At 65.0% G+C, this 19,365-nt stretch carries 17 protein-coding genes; 5 read left to right on the forward strand and 12 right to left on the reverse strand.

What is annotated here, in order from left to right; all coding sequences use genetic code 11:
• Positions 1-100: 100 nt before the first annotated feature.
• The gene (locus tag HMPREF1023_RS05645; RefSeq protein WP_226844391.1) at positions 101-898 is read left to right on the forward strand and encodes a cell wall metabolism sensor histidine kinase WalK; all 798 of its coding nucleotides are present in this window, start codon (positions 101-103) and stop codon (positions 896-898) included.
• Between the two features lie 92 nt (positions 899-990).
• Here HMPREF1023_RS05645 and HMPREF1023_RS05650 read toward each other — a convergent pair whose 3' ends face one another.
• Positions 991-1,482, reverse strand: a complete 492-nt coding sequence (locus HMPREF1023_RS05650; RefSeq protein ID WP_009305227.1) for an HsmA family protein — start codon at positions 1,480-1,482, stop codon at positions 991-993.
• Positions 1,483-1,673: 191 nt separating this feature from the next.
• On the opposite strand from HMPREF1023_RS05650, the gene HMPREF1023_RS05655 reads away from it, so the two are divergent.
• Genes HMPREF1023_RS05655 through HMPREF1023_RS05665 form a run of 3 tightly spaced genes read left to right on the forward strand, consistent with a single transcriptional unit; the run spans position 1,674 to position 2,898 of the window.
• Positions 1,674-2,252: a TetR/AcrR family transcriptional regulator gene (locus HMPREF1023_RS05655; protein ID WP_009305228.1), complete on the forward strand. Its 579-nt coding sequence runs from the start codon at positions 1,674-1,676 to the stop codon at positions 2,250-2,252.
• Positions 2,253-2,282: 30 nt separating this feature from the next.
• Positions 2,283-2,570, forward strand: coding sequence for a nucleotidyltransferase family protein (locus HMPREF1023_RS05660; protein ID WP_009305229.1), 288 nt, complete (start codon positions 2,283-2,285; stop codon positions 2,568-2,570).
• Entirely contained in the window at positions 2,560-2,898 is a 339-nt protein-coding gene (locus HMPREF1023_RS05665; RefSeq protein WP_009305231.1) for a DUF86 domain-containing protein, read from the forward strand. Before HMPREF1023_RS05660 ends, HMPREF1023_RS05665 begins: the two co-directional genes overlap by 11 nt.
• Positions 2,899-2,979: 81 nt before the next feature.
• Here HMPREF1023_RS05665 and HMPREF1023_RS05670 read toward each other — a convergent pair whose 3' ends face one another.
• The 4 genes from HMPREF1023_RS05670 to rpoN form a co-directional block, all read right to left on the reverse strand.
• A complete protein-coding gene (locus tag HMPREF1023_RS05670; protein WP_009305233.1) occupies positions 2,980-3,897 on the reverse strand; it encodes an electron transfer flavoprotein subunit alpha/FixB family protein in 918 nt (305 codons plus the stop codon).
• Positions 3,898-3,907: 10 nt separating this feature from the next.
• Positions 3,908-4,675 carry a putative electron transfer flavoprotein FixA gene (gene fixA / locus HMPREF1023_RS05675; RefSeq protein WP_009305235.1) on the reverse strand — a complete coding sequence of 256 codons (768 nt, stop codon included), beginning with the start codon at positions 4,673-4,675 and terminating at the stop codon, positions 3,908-3,910.
• 78 nt (positions 4,676-4,753) lie between these two features.
• Entirely contained in the window at positions 4,754-6,796 is a 2,043-nt protein-coding gene (locus HMPREF1023_RS05680) for a sigma-54-dependent Fis family transcriptional regulator (protein WP_009305236.1), read from the reverse strand.
• Between the two features lie 30 nt (positions 6,797-6,826).
• On the reverse strand, positions 6,827-8,248 hold the full coding sequence (rpoN, locus tag HMPREF1023_RS05685) for an RNA polymerase factor sigma-54 (RefSeq protein WP_009305237.1): 1,422 nt from the start codon (positions 8,246-8,248) through the stop codon (positions 6,827-6,829).
• 196 nt (positions 8,249-8,444) lie between these two features.
• Here rpoN and HMPREF1023_RS05690 point away from each other — a divergent pair, with 196 nt between their 5' ends.
• Entirely contained in the window at positions 8,445-8,873 is a 429-nt protein-coding gene (locus HMPREF1023_RS05690) for a GNAT family N-acetyltransferase (RefSeq protein ID WP_009305238.1), read from the forward strand.
• Between the two features lie 49 nt (positions 8,874-8,922).
• Here HMPREF1023_RS05690 and HMPREF1023_RS05695 read toward each other — a convergent pair whose 3' ends face one another.
• The 7 genes from HMPREF1023_RS05695 to HMPREF1023_RS05725 all read right to left on the reverse strand — a co-directional run bounded on the left by HMPREF1023_RS05695 (position 8,923) and on the right by HMPREF1023_RS05725 (position 19,346).
• Positions 8,923-9,720 (reverse strand): TIGR03084 family metal-binding protein, encoded by a 798-nt coding sequence (locus HMPREF1023_RS05695; RefSeq protein ID WP_009305239.1) that lies wholly within the window; start codon positions 9,718-9,720, stop codon positions 8,923-8,925.
• A gap of 13 nt (positions 9,721-9,733) precedes the next feature.
• A complete protein-coding gene (locus tag HMPREF1023_RS05700) occupies positions 9,734-10,909 on the reverse strand; it encodes an acyl-CoA dehydrogenase (RefSeq protein ID WP_009305240.1) in 1,176 nt (391 codons plus the stop codon).
• 27 nt (positions 10,910-10,936) lie between these two features.
• Positions 10,937-13,525 (reverse strand): AMP-binding protein, encoded by a 2,589-nt coding sequence (locus HMPREF1023_RS05705; protein ID WP_009305241.1) that lies wholly within the window; start codon positions 13,523-13,525, stop codon positions 10,937-10,939.
• Between the two features lie 21 nt (positions 13,526-13,546).
• The gene (locus HMPREF1023_RS05710) at positions 13,547-14,401 is read right to left on the reverse strand and encodes an enoyl-CoA hydratase/isomerase family protein (RefSeq protein ID WP_009305242.1); all 855 of its coding nucleotides are present in this window, start codon (positions 14,399-14,401) and stop codon (positions 13,547-13,549) included.
• Positions 14,402-14,415: 14 nt separating this feature from the next.
• Positions 14,416-16,512, reverse strand: a complete 2,097-nt coding sequence (locus HMPREF1023_RS05715) for an FAD-dependent oxidoreductase (protein ID WP_009305243.1) — start codon at positions 16,510-16,512, stop codon at positions 14,416-14,418.
• A gap of 103 nt (positions 16,513-16,615) precedes the next feature.
• Entirely contained in the window at positions 16,616-17,881 is a 1,266-nt protein-coding gene (locus HMPREF1023_RS05720; protein WP_009305244.1) for an MFS transporter, read from the reverse strand.
• A gap of 223 nt (positions 17,882-18,104) precedes the next feature.
• Positions 18,105-19,346, reverse strand: a complete 1,242-nt coding sequence (locus HMPREF1023_RS05725) for a CaiB/BaiF CoA-transferase family protein (RefSeq protein WP_009305245.1) — start codon at positions 19,344-19,346, stop codon at positions 18,105-18,107.
• Between the last annotated feature and the right edge of the window lie 19 nt (positions 19,347-19,365).

Consider the following 19,365-nt stretch of genomic DNA (forward strand, 5'->3'; position numbering starts at 1 on the left):
TCTTGTGGTGTTCACGTTCAGCCTTATTATCGGACATTTCATATCTGAACCGCTACGCCTCTTGGCAAAGAAAACCGCCGCCTATCGCACGGGAACCGATGTGCCGTTCGAACCCGACGGCCGCCTGTACGAGGCCGACCAACTGTCGGCCGATTTCAAGGCGCTCGTGCAGACCACGAAGTCGCAGCAGCACGACCTGGTGCTGAAGGAGCGCCGCCAAGCAGCATTCATCAGCGATGTGGCGCACGAGCTGCGCACCCCGCTCACTGCCATCCGCGGCAACGCCGAGATGCTGGAAGATCCGGATCTACCGCCCGAGCTGCACGAGAAGTTCTGCTCGATCATCATCGCCGAAAGCGAGCGCCTGAGCCGTCTTACCCACGACTTGCTGACGCTGCAGCGCATCGACGACAACGCCATGCCCATGGAGCTATCGCGCGTGAACCTGCGCGAGCTGGCCACCGGCGTGCTCGACGCCCTGGAGCCCATTCTGCGCGACCGCCATGCGAACACCGAGATCGTCGGCGAGGCGCCCGACGTGCTGGGCGACCCCGATCGCCTCAAGCAGGCCGTGACGAACCTCGTGGAGAACGCGAGCCGCTTCATCGAACCGGACGGCCACATCACCATCGAGCTGTTCGGCCTGAAGGGCAACTCCATCCTGGCCGTGAAGGACGACGGCACCGGGTTCGGCGACATCGACCCCCAGCTGCTGTTCGACCGCTTCTACCGCACCGATGCGTCACGAAGCCGAGGCACGGGCGGCACGGGGCTGGGGCTGGCCATCGTGAAATCGGTGGTGGAATCGCACGATGGCACGGTGGAAGCCATCAACCTGCCTGATGGAGGGGCGTGCTTCATCATCGCGCTACCGTCCATCCTGCCCGGCGAACGCTAGCATCCTCAAACACGCAAATCCGGGATCGCCCGATCGCGATCCCGGATTTGATAGCGAGCGCGCATGCCGCTCGCGACTCTGAAAGCCAACGCCTAGTGCGCGGCGGTATGCGCATGACCCTTCCCGCCGCGGAACAGCACGAACGCCAGCACGGCAACCACCACGACGCTGGTGCCGATGGCGCACACCGCCTGCAGATGGATCATCGGGATACCCACCAGCATGCCGATGATGTACGGGACGAGCCACGCAAGCCACACGAACGTGCTGAACGTGTGGAATCGATGCATCCCCCGCTCGTTATGACGCACGTACGTGACCGTGGCCCAAACGGCATGCACGAGCATCAGCACGATAGCAAGCAGACCGGTGACCGCGTGGATCCCGAATCCTCCTGCGGACGATTGCTGCGCGATGTTCGACATGATCATCGTGCCGGTGGTATCGCACACGAGGCCGCCCCAAAACAGCAGCACATGGCGCAGCGACAACGTTCCCGAACGACGCTCCCCGAACACTCCGAAGGTGTACAGAACCAGCGCGCAGGTGATGGCGACACTCGCCACGATCAATTCGATGCTCATCGTTGCGCTCCTTTCTTCTTTGCTAATATGAACTAAGTTCATTAATGAACAACGTTCATATTAGAGAGGCCTGCGCTCGGAGGCAATGACGGACGAAAATCAACCACCATTTCTTCACGAGCTACGCATGAGTCTTCCTCTACAATGAGGGAAACGACCGGATCCCGAGCTTCCGCACGCGGGAGGTGCGCATGGGCAACAAACCCGTCATCAGCAAACAGCAGATCCTCGACACCGCCTTCGCGATTGCCAGCGAATCGGGTCTTTCCGGGCTGAGCATCCGCGAGGTCGCGCGCGCATGCAATGTAGCCGTGGGCACCGTGTACAACTCCTACCCCACCAAATACGACCTGGTCAACGACGTGGTAGGACGATTCTGGAACGAAGCGCTGGCCGACAGCATGCCCGGAGCCATTGCCGGCGATGACTTCATCGGCTTCTGCGAGGGGCTTGCGCTCCAGCTGTCGGGAGCGCTGGCGAGGTTCCGCGACGACTGGCTGACGGAAGTCGCCGCGCTCGACGCGAAGGGCTTGGCATCGGCGCGCAAGCGCGAGGAGGCGTGCTTCGCGCACATCCGCCGCGGCCTCGTGGTGGCGCTCGAACGCGATCCGAACGTGGCGCACGACCGCCTGCTGGGAGCGCTGGCCCCCGAACCGCTGTGCGCGTTCGTGTGGGACAGCATGCTCTCGTCCATCAAACGAAGCGATCCCCGATGCGAAACCCTGTTCACCCTCCTGCGCCGCACGCTGTACGAGCCCCCATTCGCATGAGATAATGCAACAATACGAAAGGAGGCCAACATGCTCGATATAGCCACCATCTCCGAAAGCGTGAACAATGCCGCGCATGAATTTCCGATCAAAAGGGTCGACCTTTTCGGATCGTATGCGGAAGAACGTCAGACCGAAAAAAGCGACGTCGATCTATTAATCGAATTCACCTCGATAGCCGTTTCGCTCCTCCTGCTTGCATCGCTGCGCGATCGGCTGGAGAAGGATCTTGGCACATCGGTCGACATCGTGCATGCGCCCATTCCCGATGGCTCTATATTGGATGTGGGAAAAACGGTAACGCTCTATGAACAATAGAGATCGAACCGTCGTCGGCAAAGTGCTCGACGAAATAGCCATCGCCGAATCGCTCATGCAGAACGAGGATCTCGCTTCATTCCTCGAAGATGAGAAGCTCAAGCGTGCCGTATGCATGACGGTTATCAACATAGGGGAACTCGTTAAAAATCTTACCGAGAGCTTTCGCCTTATACACGCCCAGGTGCCCTGGAAAGCCATTGCCGGCTTTCGCGACATAGCTGCGCACAAGTATCAAACGTTGCGCATGGAAGACGTATACGCAACCGTCTCGGACGACTTTCCGTCGCTTCGCACGATGCTAGAAGCCATACTGGAAAACGAATAGCGATCACATTCAGTCCCCTGCCATCCCGGGAAAAGGACGACAGGGGACCACTTTCGCTACAATGGGAGGCTAACGGGTCGTTTAGAGAGCTGCGAGCACGGGGAGCACTTTCTCCAGGTCGGCTACGAGGCCGAGGTCGCAGTGCTTCATGAGCGGAGCGTTCTTGTCCTTGTTGACGGCCACCACGAACTGCGATTCCGCCATGCCCACGGTGTGCTGCACCTGGCCCGACACGCCGAGGCCGATGTACACGTCGGGCTTCACGACGGCACCCGAAACGCCCAGGTAGCGACTGTGCGCCATCCAACCCTCGCCCTCGGCGATGGGGCGCGTGCAAGCCGTCTCGCCGCCGATGCGCGCCGCGTACTCCTGCGCCTTGCCTAGGTTCTGCTTGTTCTGGATGCCGCGGCCCACGCACACCACGACCTTCGCGGAGCCGAGGTCGACCACCTCCTCCTGCTTCTCCTGGCGCCCGACCAGCTTGATGGGACCGGGCTCGATCGACGCCGCCGCGCGCTCCACCGTGCCGGCAGCCGGCGCTTCGTCGATCTCGAACACGCCGGAGCCCACGAGCACGATCGCCATCCCCCGCGCATGCTCGACGCGCTCGGCCGCACCGCCGTACGCCATGTGCGCCGCCTCGACGCCCTCGTCGTCAAGCTTCACGCGCGACGCGTCGGTGACCACCGGCACGCCCAGACGCACGGCAAGGCGGCCCGCCACGCACTGCGTGCGCTTCGACATGCGCGCCAGGATCAACGTCGGCTGCTCGGCTTGGACGACCTCCTGGAACGCGGGAACGCAGTCCTCGTACAGCGCACCCTCGGGAACGGCGCCGACGTGCATCACGCGCGCACCCCACGCCGCGATGCGCTGCGCGTCGACCTCGTCGCCGGCCCACAGCGCAACCGGCCTCCCTCCCAGCGCCCGCGCCCCGCTGCACAGCTCCTCGTACGCTTCCGCCGTGTCGGCGAACACCGCAATCGTCTTATCGCTCATGGATGCCTCCTTACAGCCGCTCGCGCACGCGTGCCGCGAACGCCTGGATCGTCTCGTCGTCATCGCCTTCGAGGATCTCGCACGCGCGATCGCGCTGCTCGGGCGCAAGCGTGCTCACCACGTCGATGGCCTCGTCAAAGCCGTCGAAGCCCACATCTTCGAAGGAAAGAACGCGCGAGGGCTTCTTGCCCGCGCCCAGGATGTCCTTCATCGAGGGGATGCGCGGGGTGTTCATGTCGGCGACCACCGACAGCACGGCCGGAAGCGGCACGTCGAGGCGCTCGACCACCGCGCCCACCGTGCGCTCGACATGCGCGACGCCGTCGTCGAGCTCGATGGAGCTGACGGCGTTGACGGTAGGAAGCCCCAGCAGCTCGCCCAGCTGCACGCCTACCTGCTGCGCATAGCGGTCGGCCGACCCCTCGCCGCACAGCACCAGGCTCACGTCGTCCAGCTGCTTGACGGCCGCTGCGAGCACCCGCGCCGTCACCGCCGATCCGGCCTCGGGCAGCGACGCGTCTTTCACCGCCACGTTCTCGTGCGGCCCGCGCGCGAGGATGGCTTTCTTCAACTTCGAGTCCTCCACCGGATCGCCCCCGGCGGTCAGGCTGACAAGCGACGCGCCGGAAGCCGACGCCAGCTGCGCGCCGGCTTCCACGGCGTTGAGGTCGTAATCGCCGATTTTGAGCGCAGCGCGCTCGAACGACAGCGTGCGATCGGCCTGCACGACCGCGTCCTGCTCGTCGGGCACGATCTTGTAGCACACAACGATGTTCATGAATCACTCCTTTTGCTTCTCGGGAATGCGGTTCCGCACCTTCGAAAAGCAAAAAGCGTGCCAGCCTGCCCAAGCGCTCTAGAACGCGTCGTCCATGCTTTCAAGCACCACGCGAACGCGCAGGTGAAGGCGGTTGAGCAGCTCGGAGAGCTCCTCGTGCGTCAATCCGAGCTGCCGCCCCACCGCCGCGAGGTCGCCTTCGTGCTGCGCGAGCAGCGCCTGCACGAGATGGCGCTCCTCCGACACCGCATCGTCCTCGACGCCCTCCCGCATCGCCCCCGCATCCTGCTGCACGGCCACGGCGGCGTGTGCCACCGGGCCGTCCGGCATGGCGTTCGCCGCGTTCGCGATATGAGGCGGCAGCGAGTCCGCGGCGACGTTGGCGCCCTGGCCCTGCATGATCAGGCAGCGCTCAACGATGTTGCGCAGTTCGCGCACGTTGCCCGGCCAGCTGTAAGCCTGCAGCGCCTCGATGGTTTCGGCGGGGAAGGGCGTGCACGGCACCTCGAGCACCGAGGAAAGCTGCCCGTTGAAATAATCCACCAGCGGCGGGATGTCGGCGGAGCGCCGCCGCAGCTGAGGCAGGCGGATCTCCACGAGGCTCAAACGGTAGTACAGGTCGCTGCGGAACTTCTTCTCGGAGATCAGGCGCTCGATGTTCTGGTTCGTCGCGGCGATCACGCGCACGTCGAGCGTCTTCGCGGTATTCGATCCCAGCTTCGTGACGCTCTGCTCTTGCAGCACGCGCAGCAGGCTCACCTGCATGTCAACCGGCATCTCGCCGATCTCGTCGAGGAACAGCGTGCCGCCGTCCGCGAACTCGAACTTCCCCACCGCGCCCGTCTCGCGCGCCCCGGTGAACGCCCCGCCCTCGTAGCCGAACAGCTCGGTGGCCAGCAGGTCGCGCGGCAGGGCGCCGCAGTTGATGGCCACGAACTCGCCGGTGCGTCCGCTGCGACGATGCAGCGCGCGGGCCACCACTTCCTTGCCGGTGCCCGTCTCGCCCAACAGCAGCACGTTCGTCTTGATGGGCGCGACCTTCTGCACCATGCGGTCGATCTTCTTCCATTCTTCGGTTTCCCCGATATAATCCACCTTATCGCCGGTCGGCATGACTGCGGCATCGCTGCGACGCCCGGTCGCGCTGCGGGCGTTGCGCTCGGCTTCGTTGCCGTCTTCGAATACGAGCATGACGAACGGCTCCTGCCCTTCGATCTCCACCCTGCCGCGCCTCACGAGGTTGAGCTCGTGCACCGCGCGCGAGCGTCCCTTCTTGAATCGCACGGGCAGCGGCGCTTCCAACTTCTCCGGCAGATCGAGCACGTCCTGCACGGAGAAGTCCTTCCCCAGATAGGCGCCGAGCGATTGTGAGCCGTACGAATACTGCTCCCAGCCCGGGCAATACGCGCGCATGCCCGCGTTGCCGCCCAGGATGCGGCCGTTGGAGTCGATCAGCAACACCGGATGCTCGTAGGCCAGCATAAGCGGCTTGAAGAAGTCGACCGTCGACAGCAAAGCGCCCGCCTTCGCGCCGGCGCGATGCAAGTCGTTCGTCAACGAAACGCCGATACGGCACAGCTGAAGGGCGCTTTGCGGCAATACGGCAAACGGGCTGTTGATGTTCATCGCGCCGTAGTACTTCCCTGCGCCATCGAGGTAGGGCACTGACACGCCCGAGTACGTTTGCACGATGGCGCGATAGTGCTCGAACCCGTCGACGCGCACCGGCTTCTTCTCGTAGGCGACTAGAGTGGCGTTTCCGGTGCCCACCTCCTCTTCGCGCGTGAACGTGCCGAACGTGCGCGGGTACACCGCCAAAGGCGACAGAAGCTCGAACACGAAGTTCTCGCCGTCCATCAACGACACGTTGCAGCCCAGCATTTCCTTCAGGAACTTCATCACCGGCACCGTCGATTTGAGCGATGCCGCAAAACGTTGCCGCTTCTCTTCCAGCAGAGCAAGGTTCTGCTCGGTGAAATCGCTCGACCACGGGTTCACGCCGGCGGCGCGGCATCGAAGCCACGAGCGAGCTATTTCGGGACGCACCTTGTCTTCGAGTATGGCGCCCGTGCTGACGAACGTCTTCCAGGCCTCTATCGCGTGTTCTTTTCGATACACCACGTACGCTCCCCTCCGTTTCGATCGAGTACCTTACCGCCTTCGTTGCGACTGCCGGCCTATGCCCAGCGCCTCGCGGTACTTCGCCACGGTCCGCCGTTTGATGTCCACGCCTTCGCCGTTCAGGATGGCGGTGATCGTCGCATCGCTCAAAGGCGTGCGGCGATCCTCCTGGGCTACCAGGTCTTTGATGCGGTCTTTGATGGCCAGCGACGACAGCGCATGGCGCCGCTCCTCGGCGGAGCAGGCGACCGAGCTTGAGAAGAAGTGCTTGAGCGGAAATACGCCCCACGGGGTGAGAGCGTACTTGTCCTGCACCGTGCGGCTGATGGTGGACACGTGCACGCCCAGCGCATCGGCGGCTTGCTGCATGGTGAGCGGACGCATCCGCGCCTCACCGCCCATGAAGAAATCGTATTGGACCTCGGCTAGAAACACGCCGAACCGATGGAGCGTCTGGCGCCGCTGGTCGATGTTCGCCAGCGCCGCATCCGCCTCGGCGCGCTTCTCGTGCAACCACTCCCGCGCCTCGTCGTCCATGCCCCCGCGCTGCGCCATGCGGTCGTAGGCTCCGTTGAGCACCAGCGTTTCCGACAGCTCGCCGGTAACCTGCACCGAGAAGGCCGTGCCATCGCGCCTGATGGTGATGTCGGGGATGACGTACACGGTGCCCTTGCGCTGCGAGAAAGACGAGCCCGGGCGAGGATCGAGTGTGCAGATGACCTCGCGGATGGCGGCCAGGTCGTCGATGGTCAAATGGTAGGCGCGCATGAGTTTCGTCGTGCGGTTTTCGGCGAGGTCGTCCAGCCCGGTGCGCAGCATGTCGCGAATAACGTCCGCATAGGGAAGGCCGTCGTCGATTTGCAACGCAAGGCATTCGGCCAGATCGCGCGCGCCCACGCCGCGAGGCGACAGCTGCTGCACGAGCTCGAGCAGCCGCTGGCCGTCCTCTATCGAGCGCCCTGCTTCGGCGCAGAGCGCATGCATGCTGCCGGAAAAGTACCCGTCGTCGTCGATGTTCTCGATGAGGGCGTCAAGCAGAGCGCGATCCTCTTCGCCGACGCGCGCGCCCGTCAGCTGCATGCGCACATGGCTGTGCAGCGTTTCCGTTTGAGAGCACTCGTCGCGCAGACGGGCCAGGTCGAACCCGCGGGCATCCCAAGCGATCGCCGACGGCGGGCGCGTATCGAACCCTTCGGCAGCCGTTTCGGCATCGGCCGAAGCGTCGCCGTCCTCGTCGGGCAGCTCCTCGAACGAGAGGGAGCCGTGATCGTAGTCGAAATCGAGCAAGGGGTTGCGCTCCACCAGGTCGCGGACGTACGCGTCCAAGCGCGCGACCGGCAGCGACAGCACCTCGAGGCCTTGGATGGCCGTGGGAGCGAAATGCTGCTTGGTCCGCACCGAGACGTTGGAGCGCGCCTCCATGCGCACGGCTTGGCTCGGATAATCCGACATGCAACCCCCTTGCTGCGACGCGCTTCGGCCGCTTCCCCTCGGCGGCTGCGCGATTTCACCGACGAGCGGTGCTGATGCTCTCATTTTAAGATGATTCCGTGAAATTTTCAACCAATTATGCGATATTATAAACTCTAGCACGATTTTTGCTAATTGTTTTACTAATCTATGGAGAAAGCTCAGGAAGGACCCCTTCATGACGTGCGATCCATCAACCCCCACCATACGCGAAGCTACCCAGCAGGACGCCGCCGCCATCGCGCGCCTGGCCGAAGACGCCGGCATGGGCACGCTCACCCCGCGCGGAACGTCGTACGTCGCGCTGGACGGGGACCGCATCGTCGGGTTCATCCGCATCGTCGAAGCCGAAGGCGATCGGTACGTCAGCCCCATCGTGGTGGACCCGCAGGCGCGCAGGCTGGGCGTGGGACGCGCGCTCATGCAAGACGCTCGGGCACGCTACGGCGCGCTGCTGTTCGTCGCACGCGGCCCGGCGGTTCCTTTCTACACGGCGCTGGGATGCGAGCAGGTGGAGCGCGAGCGCATCTCGCCCGACCTCGGCGAAGACTGCGACACCTGCCCCGATTTCGCCGCCTGCCGCCCCGTCCCCATGATCTACCGCTGAGCGTCCTGAGGGGGGGGTCGCCCCCCCTCAGGACGGTTTTGCGAACGACCTAGCGCGGGTTCTTCGCTTGCGGCGCGGGATCGGCGGGGCCGGCGTAGGTCTGCACGATGCCCGCGTAGGTGCGCGCCTCGTCGCCGACCACTTCGAGGCCGGTGTCCATCCAGTTGCGACGGCGGATGGCCACGAGCGCCCAGTCCTTCGCCGAGCCCTTGATGTAGTTCTGATCGTTCGGCTCGCCCTTCGTCCACAGCTCGCCCGACGGAAGCGTCAGCTCCAGGTACATCGGGATCTCGGGATCGAACGCGAGCCCGTTCACGTTGTACATGTTCGGACGGCCCTGCCAAGACAGGAACAGCGTGGACGTGATGCGCTCCTTGACCACAGGGTCGATGCCCAGCGCATCGTAGAGGTCGACGCTGTGCGCCCACAGCTCCATGAGGCGCGCCGACGCGAGCGAGCGCACGGACATGGGCGGGATGCCGGCCGCCCACGGCACGCGGCCCTTCGGGCCCAGCTCCAGGAAGGAAGCCGTCATGAGCGTGCGCTGCTCGCGCCACCAGTTCAGGATGTCGGCGCCGCTTTGGTCGCGAAACGCCATGACGTGGCAGTGCTCGTCCTGCTCGGATGCCGCATCGGCCACGGCGTTCACGCTCTCGCCGCGCCCGGCCAGCAGCTCCACCGCGCAGTAGTCGAAGAACGCGATGTGGCATATGACGTCCTTGAACGTCCAGGTGGTGCAGTACGACGCCATGCGGTTCCAGTCGTCCTCGGTGAAGTCCGCCACGAGGGCGTCGACCAGCGCCTGCTCGGCGATGAGGTCGTCCACGGGATTGAAGATTTCAGGCATGATGAAGTCCTTTCTATTCCTGGAATTGCTTCTGGATCGCTCGGCCGGCGATGTGGATCATGATCTCGTCGGTGCCGGCTCCGATGCGGTAGACGCGCTGGTCGCGCCACAGGCGCGAGATGCGGCAGTCCTTCGTGTAGCCGATGCCGCCCATCACCTGCAGCGCGGTGTCGCACACCTCGAAGGCGGCGCGGCCGCAGTACAGCTTCGCCACGGCGGAATCGATCTGCACCGACTCGCCGTTGTCGATCTTCCAGGCCGTCTTGTACACCCAGTTGCGCATGTTCTCGATCTTCAGGTACATGTCGGTGATGTGCTCTTGGATGAGCTGGTTCTTGCCGATGGGCTTGCCGAACTGGATGCGCTGGGTGGCGTAGCGCACCGCGTCCTCGAAGGCGCACTGGGCCGCGCCGAGCGATTGGGCGCATGCGATGAGGCGCTCCACCTCGAAGTTCACCATGGCCTGCATGAAGCCGTTGCCCTCGACGCCCACGAGGTCCTTCTCCTCCAGCTCCACGTCCTGCATGTGCAGCTCGCAGGTGTTGCCCATGTTCCAGCCGATCTTCTCCAACGGCTCGATGGAGATGCCCTGAGCCAGGTTGCCCTCGTCGTCGTGCAGCGGCACCCACCACATGGAGAAGCGGGAGCGGTTGGCGCGATCCTCGGGATCGTCGTCGGCATCGCGCGCCACGCATAGCATGTACTTGGAGTTCACGGCGTTCGTCATGAACGATTTGCTGCCGTTCAGGTACACCTTGCCGTCGCGGCGCTGGTACGTGCTGGCCAGCGACGAGCTGTCGGAGCCCGCGCCCGGCTCGGTGAAGCCCAGCACGAAACCGGGCTTGCCTGCCATGACCTCGGCGAAGCACTGCTCCTGCTGTTCGGGCGTGCCGTACTCCGTCATGTCCTTGAGCGCGCACAGGTTGCCGTACACGTAGATGGGCGCGCCGTTCTTGCAGATGCGCTCGGACACCAGCATGAGCGTGGTCACGTCCACCGGGGTGCCGCCGAACTTCTCGTCGACGCCCAGCATCTGGAAGCCGTTCTCCAGCAGCGCGTCGGTGAACTCCTGGGGCCACACGTGCTTCTCGTCGCACTCCTTGAAATACTGCTCGGTGCCATAGCGCTCCATGAGCTCGTCGACGCTGTCGAGCAGCAGCTGCTGCTCATCGGTCAAGCTGAAATCCATCTCGTCGTTCCTTTCCTTCGGTTCTCCCTAGCGTTGCTCCATGAAATACCGGTAGGCATCCCCGGCGCGCTCCCTGCGCACCCTGCCTTCGCCCATCAGATGGTCGAGGTGGGCCAGCGTTTCGCACACGACGATCCACCGCTGGATGATGGGTATCTCCTCCCAAGCGGCATGCGGAATGTTCCACGTGATGGACTTAGCAAGTTCCGTGCCAGTCATGCCGGGGCGCTCCTCGAGCTGCGCGGCGATCTCGTCGAGCCGCTGCCGATGATGCCGCTGCAGCCAGGCGATGCGCTCGGGCATGGCCTCGGCCTGGCGCCGCGGGTCGACGAACCCGTGCCCCATGCAGGCGAACTCCACGGGCAGCTGCGCCACCTTGTCCAAGCTGCGCAGGTAGTCGCCCAGGGAATCCGCCTCGCCGGGGAACGGCGCCATGTTGGGCGAGCTGTTCATCAGCAGGTGGTCGCCGTAGAACATGACCTTCTGATCGGGCAGGTACAGGCATTGGTGGCCCGGCGTGTGCCCCGGCGTGTCGACGGCGCGCATCCGGTAGCCGCCGTAGCGCAGCTCGTCCCCGTCGGCCAGGTTCGCGAAACGCTCCGGCATGGGCCACTCCACGCGCGGGATGAGGCTGGCGTCGGTGCGTTCCAGCTCGTCCAGCTCGTCCGGCGGAAACCCCTCGCACGAAAGCCGCGCCTTCACCGTGCCGCGATACGAGCTGGCACCGCGGCCGCGGAACAGCTCTTCGTCGCGCGCGCTCAGGTATACACGCGTGTCTTCGTGCGCGATGGCCGCGATCAGGCCCAGATGGTCGATGTGGAAGTGTGTGGCGAACACGTCGGTGCGCGCCATGTCAACGCGCAGATCCTGCAGCGCCGAGCGCAGCACCTCGTACGACGCCTCATGGCTGACGCCGGTATCGACCAGCAGGTTGCGCTCGTCGGTGGCGATGAGGTAGGCGTTCGTGTAGCCGATGGGCGTGCCGCCCGAGTAGGGCACCTGGATGAGGTAGATGTCGGGATCGCTGCGAAGCTTCTCGTGGTGGCGCGGCGCGGCCTGCTCCTTGCGCTCGTCGAAGTACGCCACGATATCCTGCTTGCGCACCTTGCCCGCGCTGTCGCGCTTCATGTCGTCCATGAACACCACGTAGCGGGGCTTCTTATAACTGGAAATATGGTTCTTGCAGTGCGTTTGCACCTCGGCGGCCGTGAGGTTCGAGCCCTCGCGCGGCTGGATGACGGCGGCCACGGCCTCCCCCATCACCGGGTCGCTCGTGCCGAACACGAGGCAGTCGTCGATGGCGGGGTGCGTGCGCAGCACGTTCTCCACCTCGGCGACGAACACGTTCTCGCCGCCCGATTTGATCATATCCTTCTTGCGCGACCGCACGTAGTAGTACCCATCCGCATCGCGCATCATGAGGTCGCCCGTGCGCAGCCAGCCGTCGGGCGTGAACGCCTCGTCGGTCAGGTCGGGCTGGCCGTAGTAGCCCTGCATCACCGACCGCGACCGGAACAGAGCCTCCCCCACTTCGCCGTCGGGCACCTCGTTGCCGTCCTCGTCCACCACCTTCATCTCCACGTGCTTCATCGGCCGCCCCACGCTCTCCAGCAGGGGCGAATCGGCCTCTAACATGGCCCGTGTGATCTTCAGGCTGCTGCCGGCGCCGCTTTCCGACTGTCCCCAGCCGTAGTTGAGCACCGCGTTGGGGAACTTGTCGTAGATGGCTTGGATGATGGGCTTCGTGGTGGCTCCGGCCGCGCTTTGCACGAGCCGCACCGAGCTGAGATCGCACTGGTCGATGGTGGGGCACCGCAGAAGGCGCAGGTACGTGGTAGGCGGCAGCAAGATCATGTACGTCACGCGGTAGAACTCGATGAAATGGAGGATCTGCTCGGCGTTGAACGCCTCGCAGATGACCAGCGTCGCCCCGGCCGCGAACGCGATGGTGAACCAGCTGTGGCCGCCGTGGTGCTCCAGCGGGCACTGGATGAGCACCACGTTGTCGGGATCGTCGCCGATGCCGTTGGAATCCATGATGGCGTCGAGCTCCACGAGGTCGGCTCCGTGGGTGCGTGCGGCTCCTTTCGGCAGGCCCGTGGAGCCGCCCGTGTACTGGATGCGCGACAATGCGTCGGGGTAGCGGAACAGCGGGGGCTCGGCGGTGCTGCGGCCGGCGCGCGCCCGCTCCAGATCGAGCGCGCCGGACACCTCCCCGCCTGCGCTGACCAGCGCCACGTCGGACGTGAACGATTGCGCCGCCTCGGCAACCGACGCGGCGAACTGGCTGGCGAACACGAGCACCTCGGCCCCGCTGGCATTCACCAGATAGGCGACCTCGCGCGGGATGAGCTTGTAGTTCAGCGGCACGGCCACCGCCCCGATCTTCTGGACAGCGTAGTACAGCTCAAGGAGCTCGGGGCAGTTCGGCAGCAGGTAGGCCACGCGATCGCCCGGCCGCACGCCCAAATCGCAGGTGAGCACGCCGGCCATCTGGTTGATGCGATCGTTCATGGCGCGGTAGGTGATCTCGCGTCCGTCGAACACGACGGCCGTTTTATCGGGATGCGCCCGAACGCTCGCCAAGAACGGTTCCGCTACGTTGTACTGGGCCATATCGTCTCACCTTCGCAGGGTTCAGCGGGCAAATTTCTCCATGGTGGCGGCGTACGCCTTCGTGGTCGTGCAGAACGGCGACGCCGTCGATTCGGCTTCCAGGCACGCTTCCAGGTTGCCGTCGGCCAGCGCGTTCATGATGTTCTTCGTAAGGTGGATGGACGCGTCGGGCATCCCCGCCAGCTGGCGCGCGAACCACAGCGTGTCGGCTTCGAGCGTTTCCGTCGGGAACACGCGGTTCACCACGCCCCAGTCGTACAGCTGGAGCGCGGGGATCTTGCCGCCGAAGAACAGCAGCTCCTTAGCGCGCTGCGGCCCCACCAGGTCGGGCAGCAGCTTCATCATGCCCATCTCGGGCACGATGCCGATCTGGCAGAACGCCGGCACGAACAGCGCGCGCTCGGACGCGCATACGAGGTCGGAGGCGCACACGAGCGCGAACGCCCCGCCCACGGCGTAGCCGTCCACCATCGCGACCACCGGCTTCGACATCGTGCGGATGGTGCGAACCACGGCCAAGTACCGGCGCAGCGTCTTGCGCGCGCCCTCGGGGCCCGGTTCGAGGGCGGGCCCCTGGTCGAGATCGCCGCCGCTCGAGAAATCGTCGCCCGCGCCGCGCAGCACCACCACGCGCACGCCGTCGTCGACGTCCGCCGCGCGCAGCAGCGCGTCCAGCTTGGTCATCATCTCGCCGGACAGGGCGTTCTTCTTGCGCGGCTGGTTCAGATAGACGACCTCGATGCCGCCTTCGAGACGCTCGGCGTACACGACGTCGCGCTCGGGAGCGCAGGCGAAGGACGCGTCGGATCCGACGGCTTCGGCTGCTTCGCTTGGGATGACGGGTCGATTGACGGGTCGTTCGGTTATGACACTCACTCGCGTTTCCTCTCCTACAGCGCGCATGCCGCGCGATAGCCCATCTTCGTCGCGTCGGCGATGCGCCCCGGCGTCTCGCAATCGCCCACGAGGTACACCTCGTCCACAAGCGGCTTGCACGCCTCGCCCAAATCGTGGTTCTCGGCAAGCCCCAGCGTGATGGCCACGGTCTTGGCGGGGATGAACAGCTCCATGTCGCCCTCCGGCGTGGTCTGCACGGCCCTCACGCCCTCCTCGGTGATGGCCGTGACGCGCGTGAGCGGGTACATCTCCACGTTCTCCGCCTGCTTGAAGCTGCTGATCAGCCCGAAACGATCGGACCCGCCCACGTCGAAGCCCACCTTCTTGCGCTCCTCGATGATGGCGGTGGTGCGGCCCGTCTCCATGCACAGGTGGCCGAACTCGCAGCCCGGCAGGCCGCCGCCGATGATGGCGACGTTGCGGCTGATGGGCCACGGCGACTTCTCGGTCATCGTGCGCGCGAACGACGGCGTGTAGTACATGCTGAGGAACAGCGACCCCGCGCCCCACATGAAGCTGTTGAACGCGCCCCTCTTCCCTGCGGGCTTATGGCCGTTGATCATCTCGAGGAAGTCGTGCGACGAGACGACGTTCTTGCCGTCGGCGCCCGGCACGTCCAACCCCAGGGGCTTGCCGCCCACGGCAACGATGGCCGCGTCGGGCTTGGCCTGCCGCACCGTTTCGGGCGTGACCTTCGTCTTGAGATGCACGGTGATCTGGGGATGCTGCTTCACCTGCGTGAGGAGGTAGTCCAGGTAGCGCTCGTGGTAGGGGCTGAAGATGCTGCTCATCTTCACGCACCCGCCGAGGCGCGGCCCTTCCTCGTAGAGGTCGACGGCGTGCCCGCGCTGCGCCGCGGTCAGCGCGGCGTTGATGCCCGCCGGGCCCGAGCCCACCACCATGACCTTCTTGCGCTTCGACGCCTGCGGGAACGCTTCATGGTCGAGCTCCTCGCCCAAACGCGGGTTGACGCCGCAGTAGTTGAGCGGCTTGCCCTGGCTCACCACGTCGTCCAGACAGCGGCAGCACACGATGCACAGGCGCATGTCGCAGGTGCGGTCTTCCATCACCTTGCGGGGCAGCGCCGGGTCGGCGATGCTGTAGCGCAGCCCGGCGACCACGTCCATCTTGCCGTCTTGGAGGTTCTGCTCCATCACGCGCGGATCGGTGTTGCGATACCCCTGCGCCACCGGTTTCTTCGCCACGGTCTTGATCTGCTGCGAGACGAACGTCCAGTGGCCGTCCTCGATGGCCTTCGTGGTGAGCGGCTCGCTGGTCTCGTGCCAGCCCACGGAAAGGTCGTGCAGGTCGCAGCCCGCTTCCTCCAGCATGGGGGCGATGCGCAGCGCATCCTCCATGGACAGGCCCGGACCCGCGGGGCTCTTGATGAAGTCGATGGGCGACCAGCGCACGACGATGGGGAACTTAGGTCCCACGACCTCGCGCACGCCGCGGATCACCTCGAGCGTCAGCTTCACGCGGTTCTCCAGGCTGCCGCCGTACTCGTCGGTGCGGTTGTTGGTGGCCAGCGCCATGAAGCGCGACAGGATGCCGCCCACGCCCGCCATGACCTCGATGGCGTCGAAGCCGGCTTCCTTGCACACGCGCGCCGCGTTGAAGTACTGCTGCTTGAACGCCTCGATCTGCTCGAGCGTCATGGCGCGAAAGCCGCCCATGAACTTGAGGATGGCGATGTCGGACGGGCCGTAGGGGCCTTCCGGCGTTTCGGCGTCGGGCTTCCAGTCGTGCACGTAGTACGGCTGCGCGCAGATGAGGCCGCCGTGCTTGTGCACCGGCTCGATCATGTAGCGCTGCAGGTCGGGGATGCAGCTTTCGTCGTAGCAGCTGGGAAGCTCGTGGATGTGATCGGGATCGATGTCGTTGCGCTTCCACGGGCAGATGGTCTGGATGATGAGGGCCGTCTGCCCTTCGGCGCGCTCCTCCAGGTAGTTCGCCAAACGCTGCGTGGGACGGTTGTCCTTGGTCACGTATCCCGCGCCCGGCGACATGGACGTGGTGATCATGCGGTTCTTCAAGGTGATGCCGTTCACCTGCAACGGCGATCCCAGGACGGGGTACTGCGTGCTCATGCGTTCGAATCCTCTCTTCGTTCGTGTAGATGCCGATGCAGCGTGCGGGCGCCGACAGGGGTGGCGGCGCCCACGTCGCGATCGTGGGTGACAGGTGCGATGCCTACTTTCCGCGGCGCTTCCAAGCTTTCTGCGACACCGCCAGCGTGACGGGAACCAGCACGACGGCCAGCACGTACATGCCGATGACCAGGATGAAGCACAGGTCGAACGAGCCCGTGGTGTCGTAGATCATGCCGTACACCAAGAACGATACGGCCGTTGCGATGAAGATGCCCGTGGATACCCAGCTGTAGATTTGCGAGTAGTTGAGCGATCCGAAGGCCGCGCGCGCCAGCATGGGCGCGATGACCGTGAGGCCCGCGTACCCGCCGCCGAACACCACCATGCCCGCGTAGAACAGGGCCACGTTCTCGCCCGCGATGTAGGCCAGCAGGATGCCGATGGCGCCGCACGATGCGGCGATGATGCCCGTGTACTTCACGCCGATCTTGTCGTTGAGCGCGCCCAGCACCAGCTTGAACACCACGCCGCCCACCATGATGATGGACACGGCCATGGCGCCTGCGCTCGCGCCCAGCGCACCGTGCGCGGCGAACGCGGGGATCTGCTGGAAGAAGGCGGCGCACATGACGAAGATGCAGGCCACGAGGATGAGCAGGTAGAGGCCGGGCGACTTGATGGCCTGCGCCACCGTGGCGCCCTCGTCGGGCTCGGGGGCTGCGGACTGGTTGGCCGCATCGTCTTGCTCTCCCGCGCCGAACGGAAGCAGGCCCATGACCGTGGGGCTCTTGCGCACGAACGCCACCGTCAGCACCACCGACAGCACGGTGGTCACGATGGACAGCGCCGCGCGCGCCGTCTGCCAGCCGAACTGGTTGATCAGCTCCTGGCCGATGGGGCTGGCAACGGCCGCCAAGATGGACAGCGTCGCCGCCGTGATGCTGATGGCCAAACCTGCGCTCTTCTTGAACCAGGCGTTGATCAGCACCGGAGCCGCCAGGTACATGTAGAACGCCGACGTCACGCCGTACACCACGCCGTAGAGGTTCCACTGCCACAGCTCGGTGGCGTAGGCGCTCGCCCACGATGCCAGGCCGAAGGCCGCCGAAACCGCCGCGAGGATCCAGCGCGGGTTGTACTTCTCCATCAGCTTGCCGGCTATCGGCGCGCACACGGCGGCCACCAGCGGCTGGATGGTGCGGTACATGGTGGTGTCGGTTTGCGTCCAGCCGAACTGGTCCATCACCGGAGCCACGAAAATGCCCGAGGTGTTGCCGATAATGCCGGTTGGGATGGAATAGAACCCGATGCACCCGATAACGACGAGCCAAGCCCACACGGCTCCTTTGGTACGCGCAGTGCCCATGTCCTCATCTCCTTGTCTCAAATCCCCTGAAACTTCCGATGAAAGACGTGGAGCAAATACCGTGCCAAGCTGACGCGATCATGGGATGGAACGAGACCGGGAAGGTGCCGCCTCGCTCGATGGGGCAAGGGGCGGGACTACCGTCTTATTCGATCGGCCGCTCGGAAAAGCGAAGGGACGGGGGACAAGACATCGATCCCCGTCCCTTTGTCCCGTTCCTCGTTTAGCCGAAGGGGCCGTTCTCCTTCTTGAGGAGCTGCTCGTCGTAGAGGCTGGCGACATCGTCGGGCGTGGCGCCCAGCTCTTCGAGGATGTCCTCGTTGTCGGCGCCGACCAGCGGCATGCCGCGCCAAATCTGCCCCGGGTTGTTCTTCATGCGCGGCACCACGTTCACGCCGCGGATCGACTCGTCGTCGTAGGAGTTCTTCCACTCGGTGAAGCTTTCGCGCGCCTGGTAGTGCGGGTCGCGCTCCGCCATCTCGTAGGTGTAGATGCGGCTGCACGGCACGCCGGCTTCCAGCATGAGCCGCTCGGCCTCCTCGGCGGTGTGCGATCCGAAGAACGCCTCCATCGCCTCCTCCAGCACGTTGCCCGCCTCGCTTCCGAACGAGATGACCGGCGTGCCCTCGGGGAACAGTTCGCTGCCGTACTCGAGGCCGAACAGCGGCAGCGCCGCGCGCACCACGCCGGGACCCAGGATGAGCGTGTAGATGGGCACGCCGTTCTGGCAGATGTACGTGCCGTAGCCGGCGCTCGACGTGCTGTGCGAACCCTCGCGCACAGGCAGCGCGCCCGTGTTCAGGTAGTTCAGCGCGTAGAAGCCCTCGCAGCGCAGCATGGCCTCGTACTGAGCCACGTCCACGCTGTCGCCCTTGCCCGTGCGCTGCGCGTTGATGTAGCCGGCCAACGCGCCGATGCTGGCCATGAAGCCCGCGTAGTAGTCCGACACCTGGGGAAACGCGAGCACCGGCAAGCGGTCGGGATACCCGTTCATTTCCATGAAGCACCCGTAGGCCTGGCCGATGCCGTCGAACGAGGCGCGCGACACGTACGCCGGGTCGCCCGTCTGGCCGAAGCCCGAGATGTGCGCGATGGTCAGCTTCGGGTTGACCTCCCACAGCGCCTCGTCGGTCATGCCCCACTTCGCCATCTGGCCGCCGCGGAAGCCGTCCACGAGGATGTCCGCCTGCTTCAGCAGCTCGAAGAACCAGGCGCGGCCCGCGCCGTCCTTCACGTTCATGCACAGCGAGCGCGTGTTGCGGCGCTCCATCTGCGTGCCCCAGCCCTGCAACGCTTGGTTCGTGGGGCGCGAGGTGTCGCGGCCGCGCGGGCTTTCCACGCCGATGACCTCGGCGCCCAGGTCGGCTAGCAGGCTGCAGGCGAACGGCCCGGCGATGGCCATGGTGAGGTTGACCACCTTCACCCCTTGCAGCGGACCGAACTTCGGGCAATCTTGAGCTTTCATACGGTTCCTCCTTCTCGAC

This window comes from Eggerthella sp. 1_3_56FAA (assembly GCF_000185625.1).
In the GTDB taxonomy this organism is placed as follows: domain Bacteria; phylum Actinomycetota; class Coriobacteriia; order Coriobacteriales; family Eggerthellaceae; genus Eggerthella; species Eggerthella lenta.

Coding starts and splice junctions, on each gene's coding strand:
- HMPREF1023_RS05670 (WP_009305233.1), bottom strand. CDS start 3,897: ATGAGCGATAAGACGATTGCGGTGTTCGCCGACACGGCGGAAGCGTAC.
- HMPREF1023_RS05650 (WP_009305227.1), bottom strand. CDS start 1,482: ATGAGCATCGAATTGATCGTGGCGAGTGTCGCCATCACCTGCGCGCTG.
- HMPREF1023_RS05655 (WP_009305228.1), top strand. CDS start 1,674: ATGGGCAACAAACCCGTCATCAGCAAACAGCAGATCCTCGACACCGCC.
- HMPREF1023_RS05665 (WP_009305231.1), top strand. CDS start 2,560: ATGAACAATAGAGATCGAACCGTCGTCGGCAAAGTGCTCGACGAAATA.
- HMPREF1023_RS05700 (WP_009305240.1), bottom strand. CDS start 10,909: ATGGATTTCAGCTTGACCGATGAGCAGCAGCTGCTGCTCGACAGCGTC.
- fixA (WP_009305235.1), bottom strand. CDS start 4,675: ATGAACATCGTTGTGTGCTACAAGATCGTGCCCGACGAGCAGGACGCG.
- HMPREF1023_RS05705 (WP_009305241.1), bottom strand. CDS start 13,525: ATGGCCCAGTACAACGTAGCGGAACCGTTCTTGGCGAGCGTTCGGGCG.
- HMPREF1023_RS05695 (WP_009305239.1), bottom strand. CDS start 9,720: ATGCCTGAAATCTTCAATCCCGTGGACGACCTCATCGCCGAGCAGGCG.
- HMPREF1023_RS05660 (WP_009305229.1), top strand. CDS start 2,283: ATGCTCGATATAGCCACCATCTCCGAAAGCGTGAACAATGCCGCGCAT.
- rpoN (WP_009305237.1), bottom strand. CDS start 8,248: ATGTCGGATTATCCGAGCCAAGCCGTGCGCATGGAGGCGCGCTCCAAC.
- HMPREF1023_RS05715 (WP_009305243.1), bottom strand. CDS start 16,512: ATGAGCACGCAGTACCCCGTCCTGGGATCGCCGTTGCAGGTGAACGGC.
- HMPREF1023_RS05690 (WP_009305238.1), top strand. CDS start 8,445: ATGACGTGCGATCCATCAACCCCCACCATACGCGAAGCTACCCAGCAG.
- HMPREF1023_RS05725 (WP_009305245.1), bottom strand. CDS start 19,346: ATGAAAGCTCAAGATTGCCCGAAGTTCGGTCCGCTGCAAGGGGTGAAG.
- HMPREF1023_RS05720 (WP_009305244.1), bottom strand. CDS start 17,881: ATGGGCACTGCGCGTACCAAAGGAGCCGTGTGGGCTTGGCTCGTCGTT.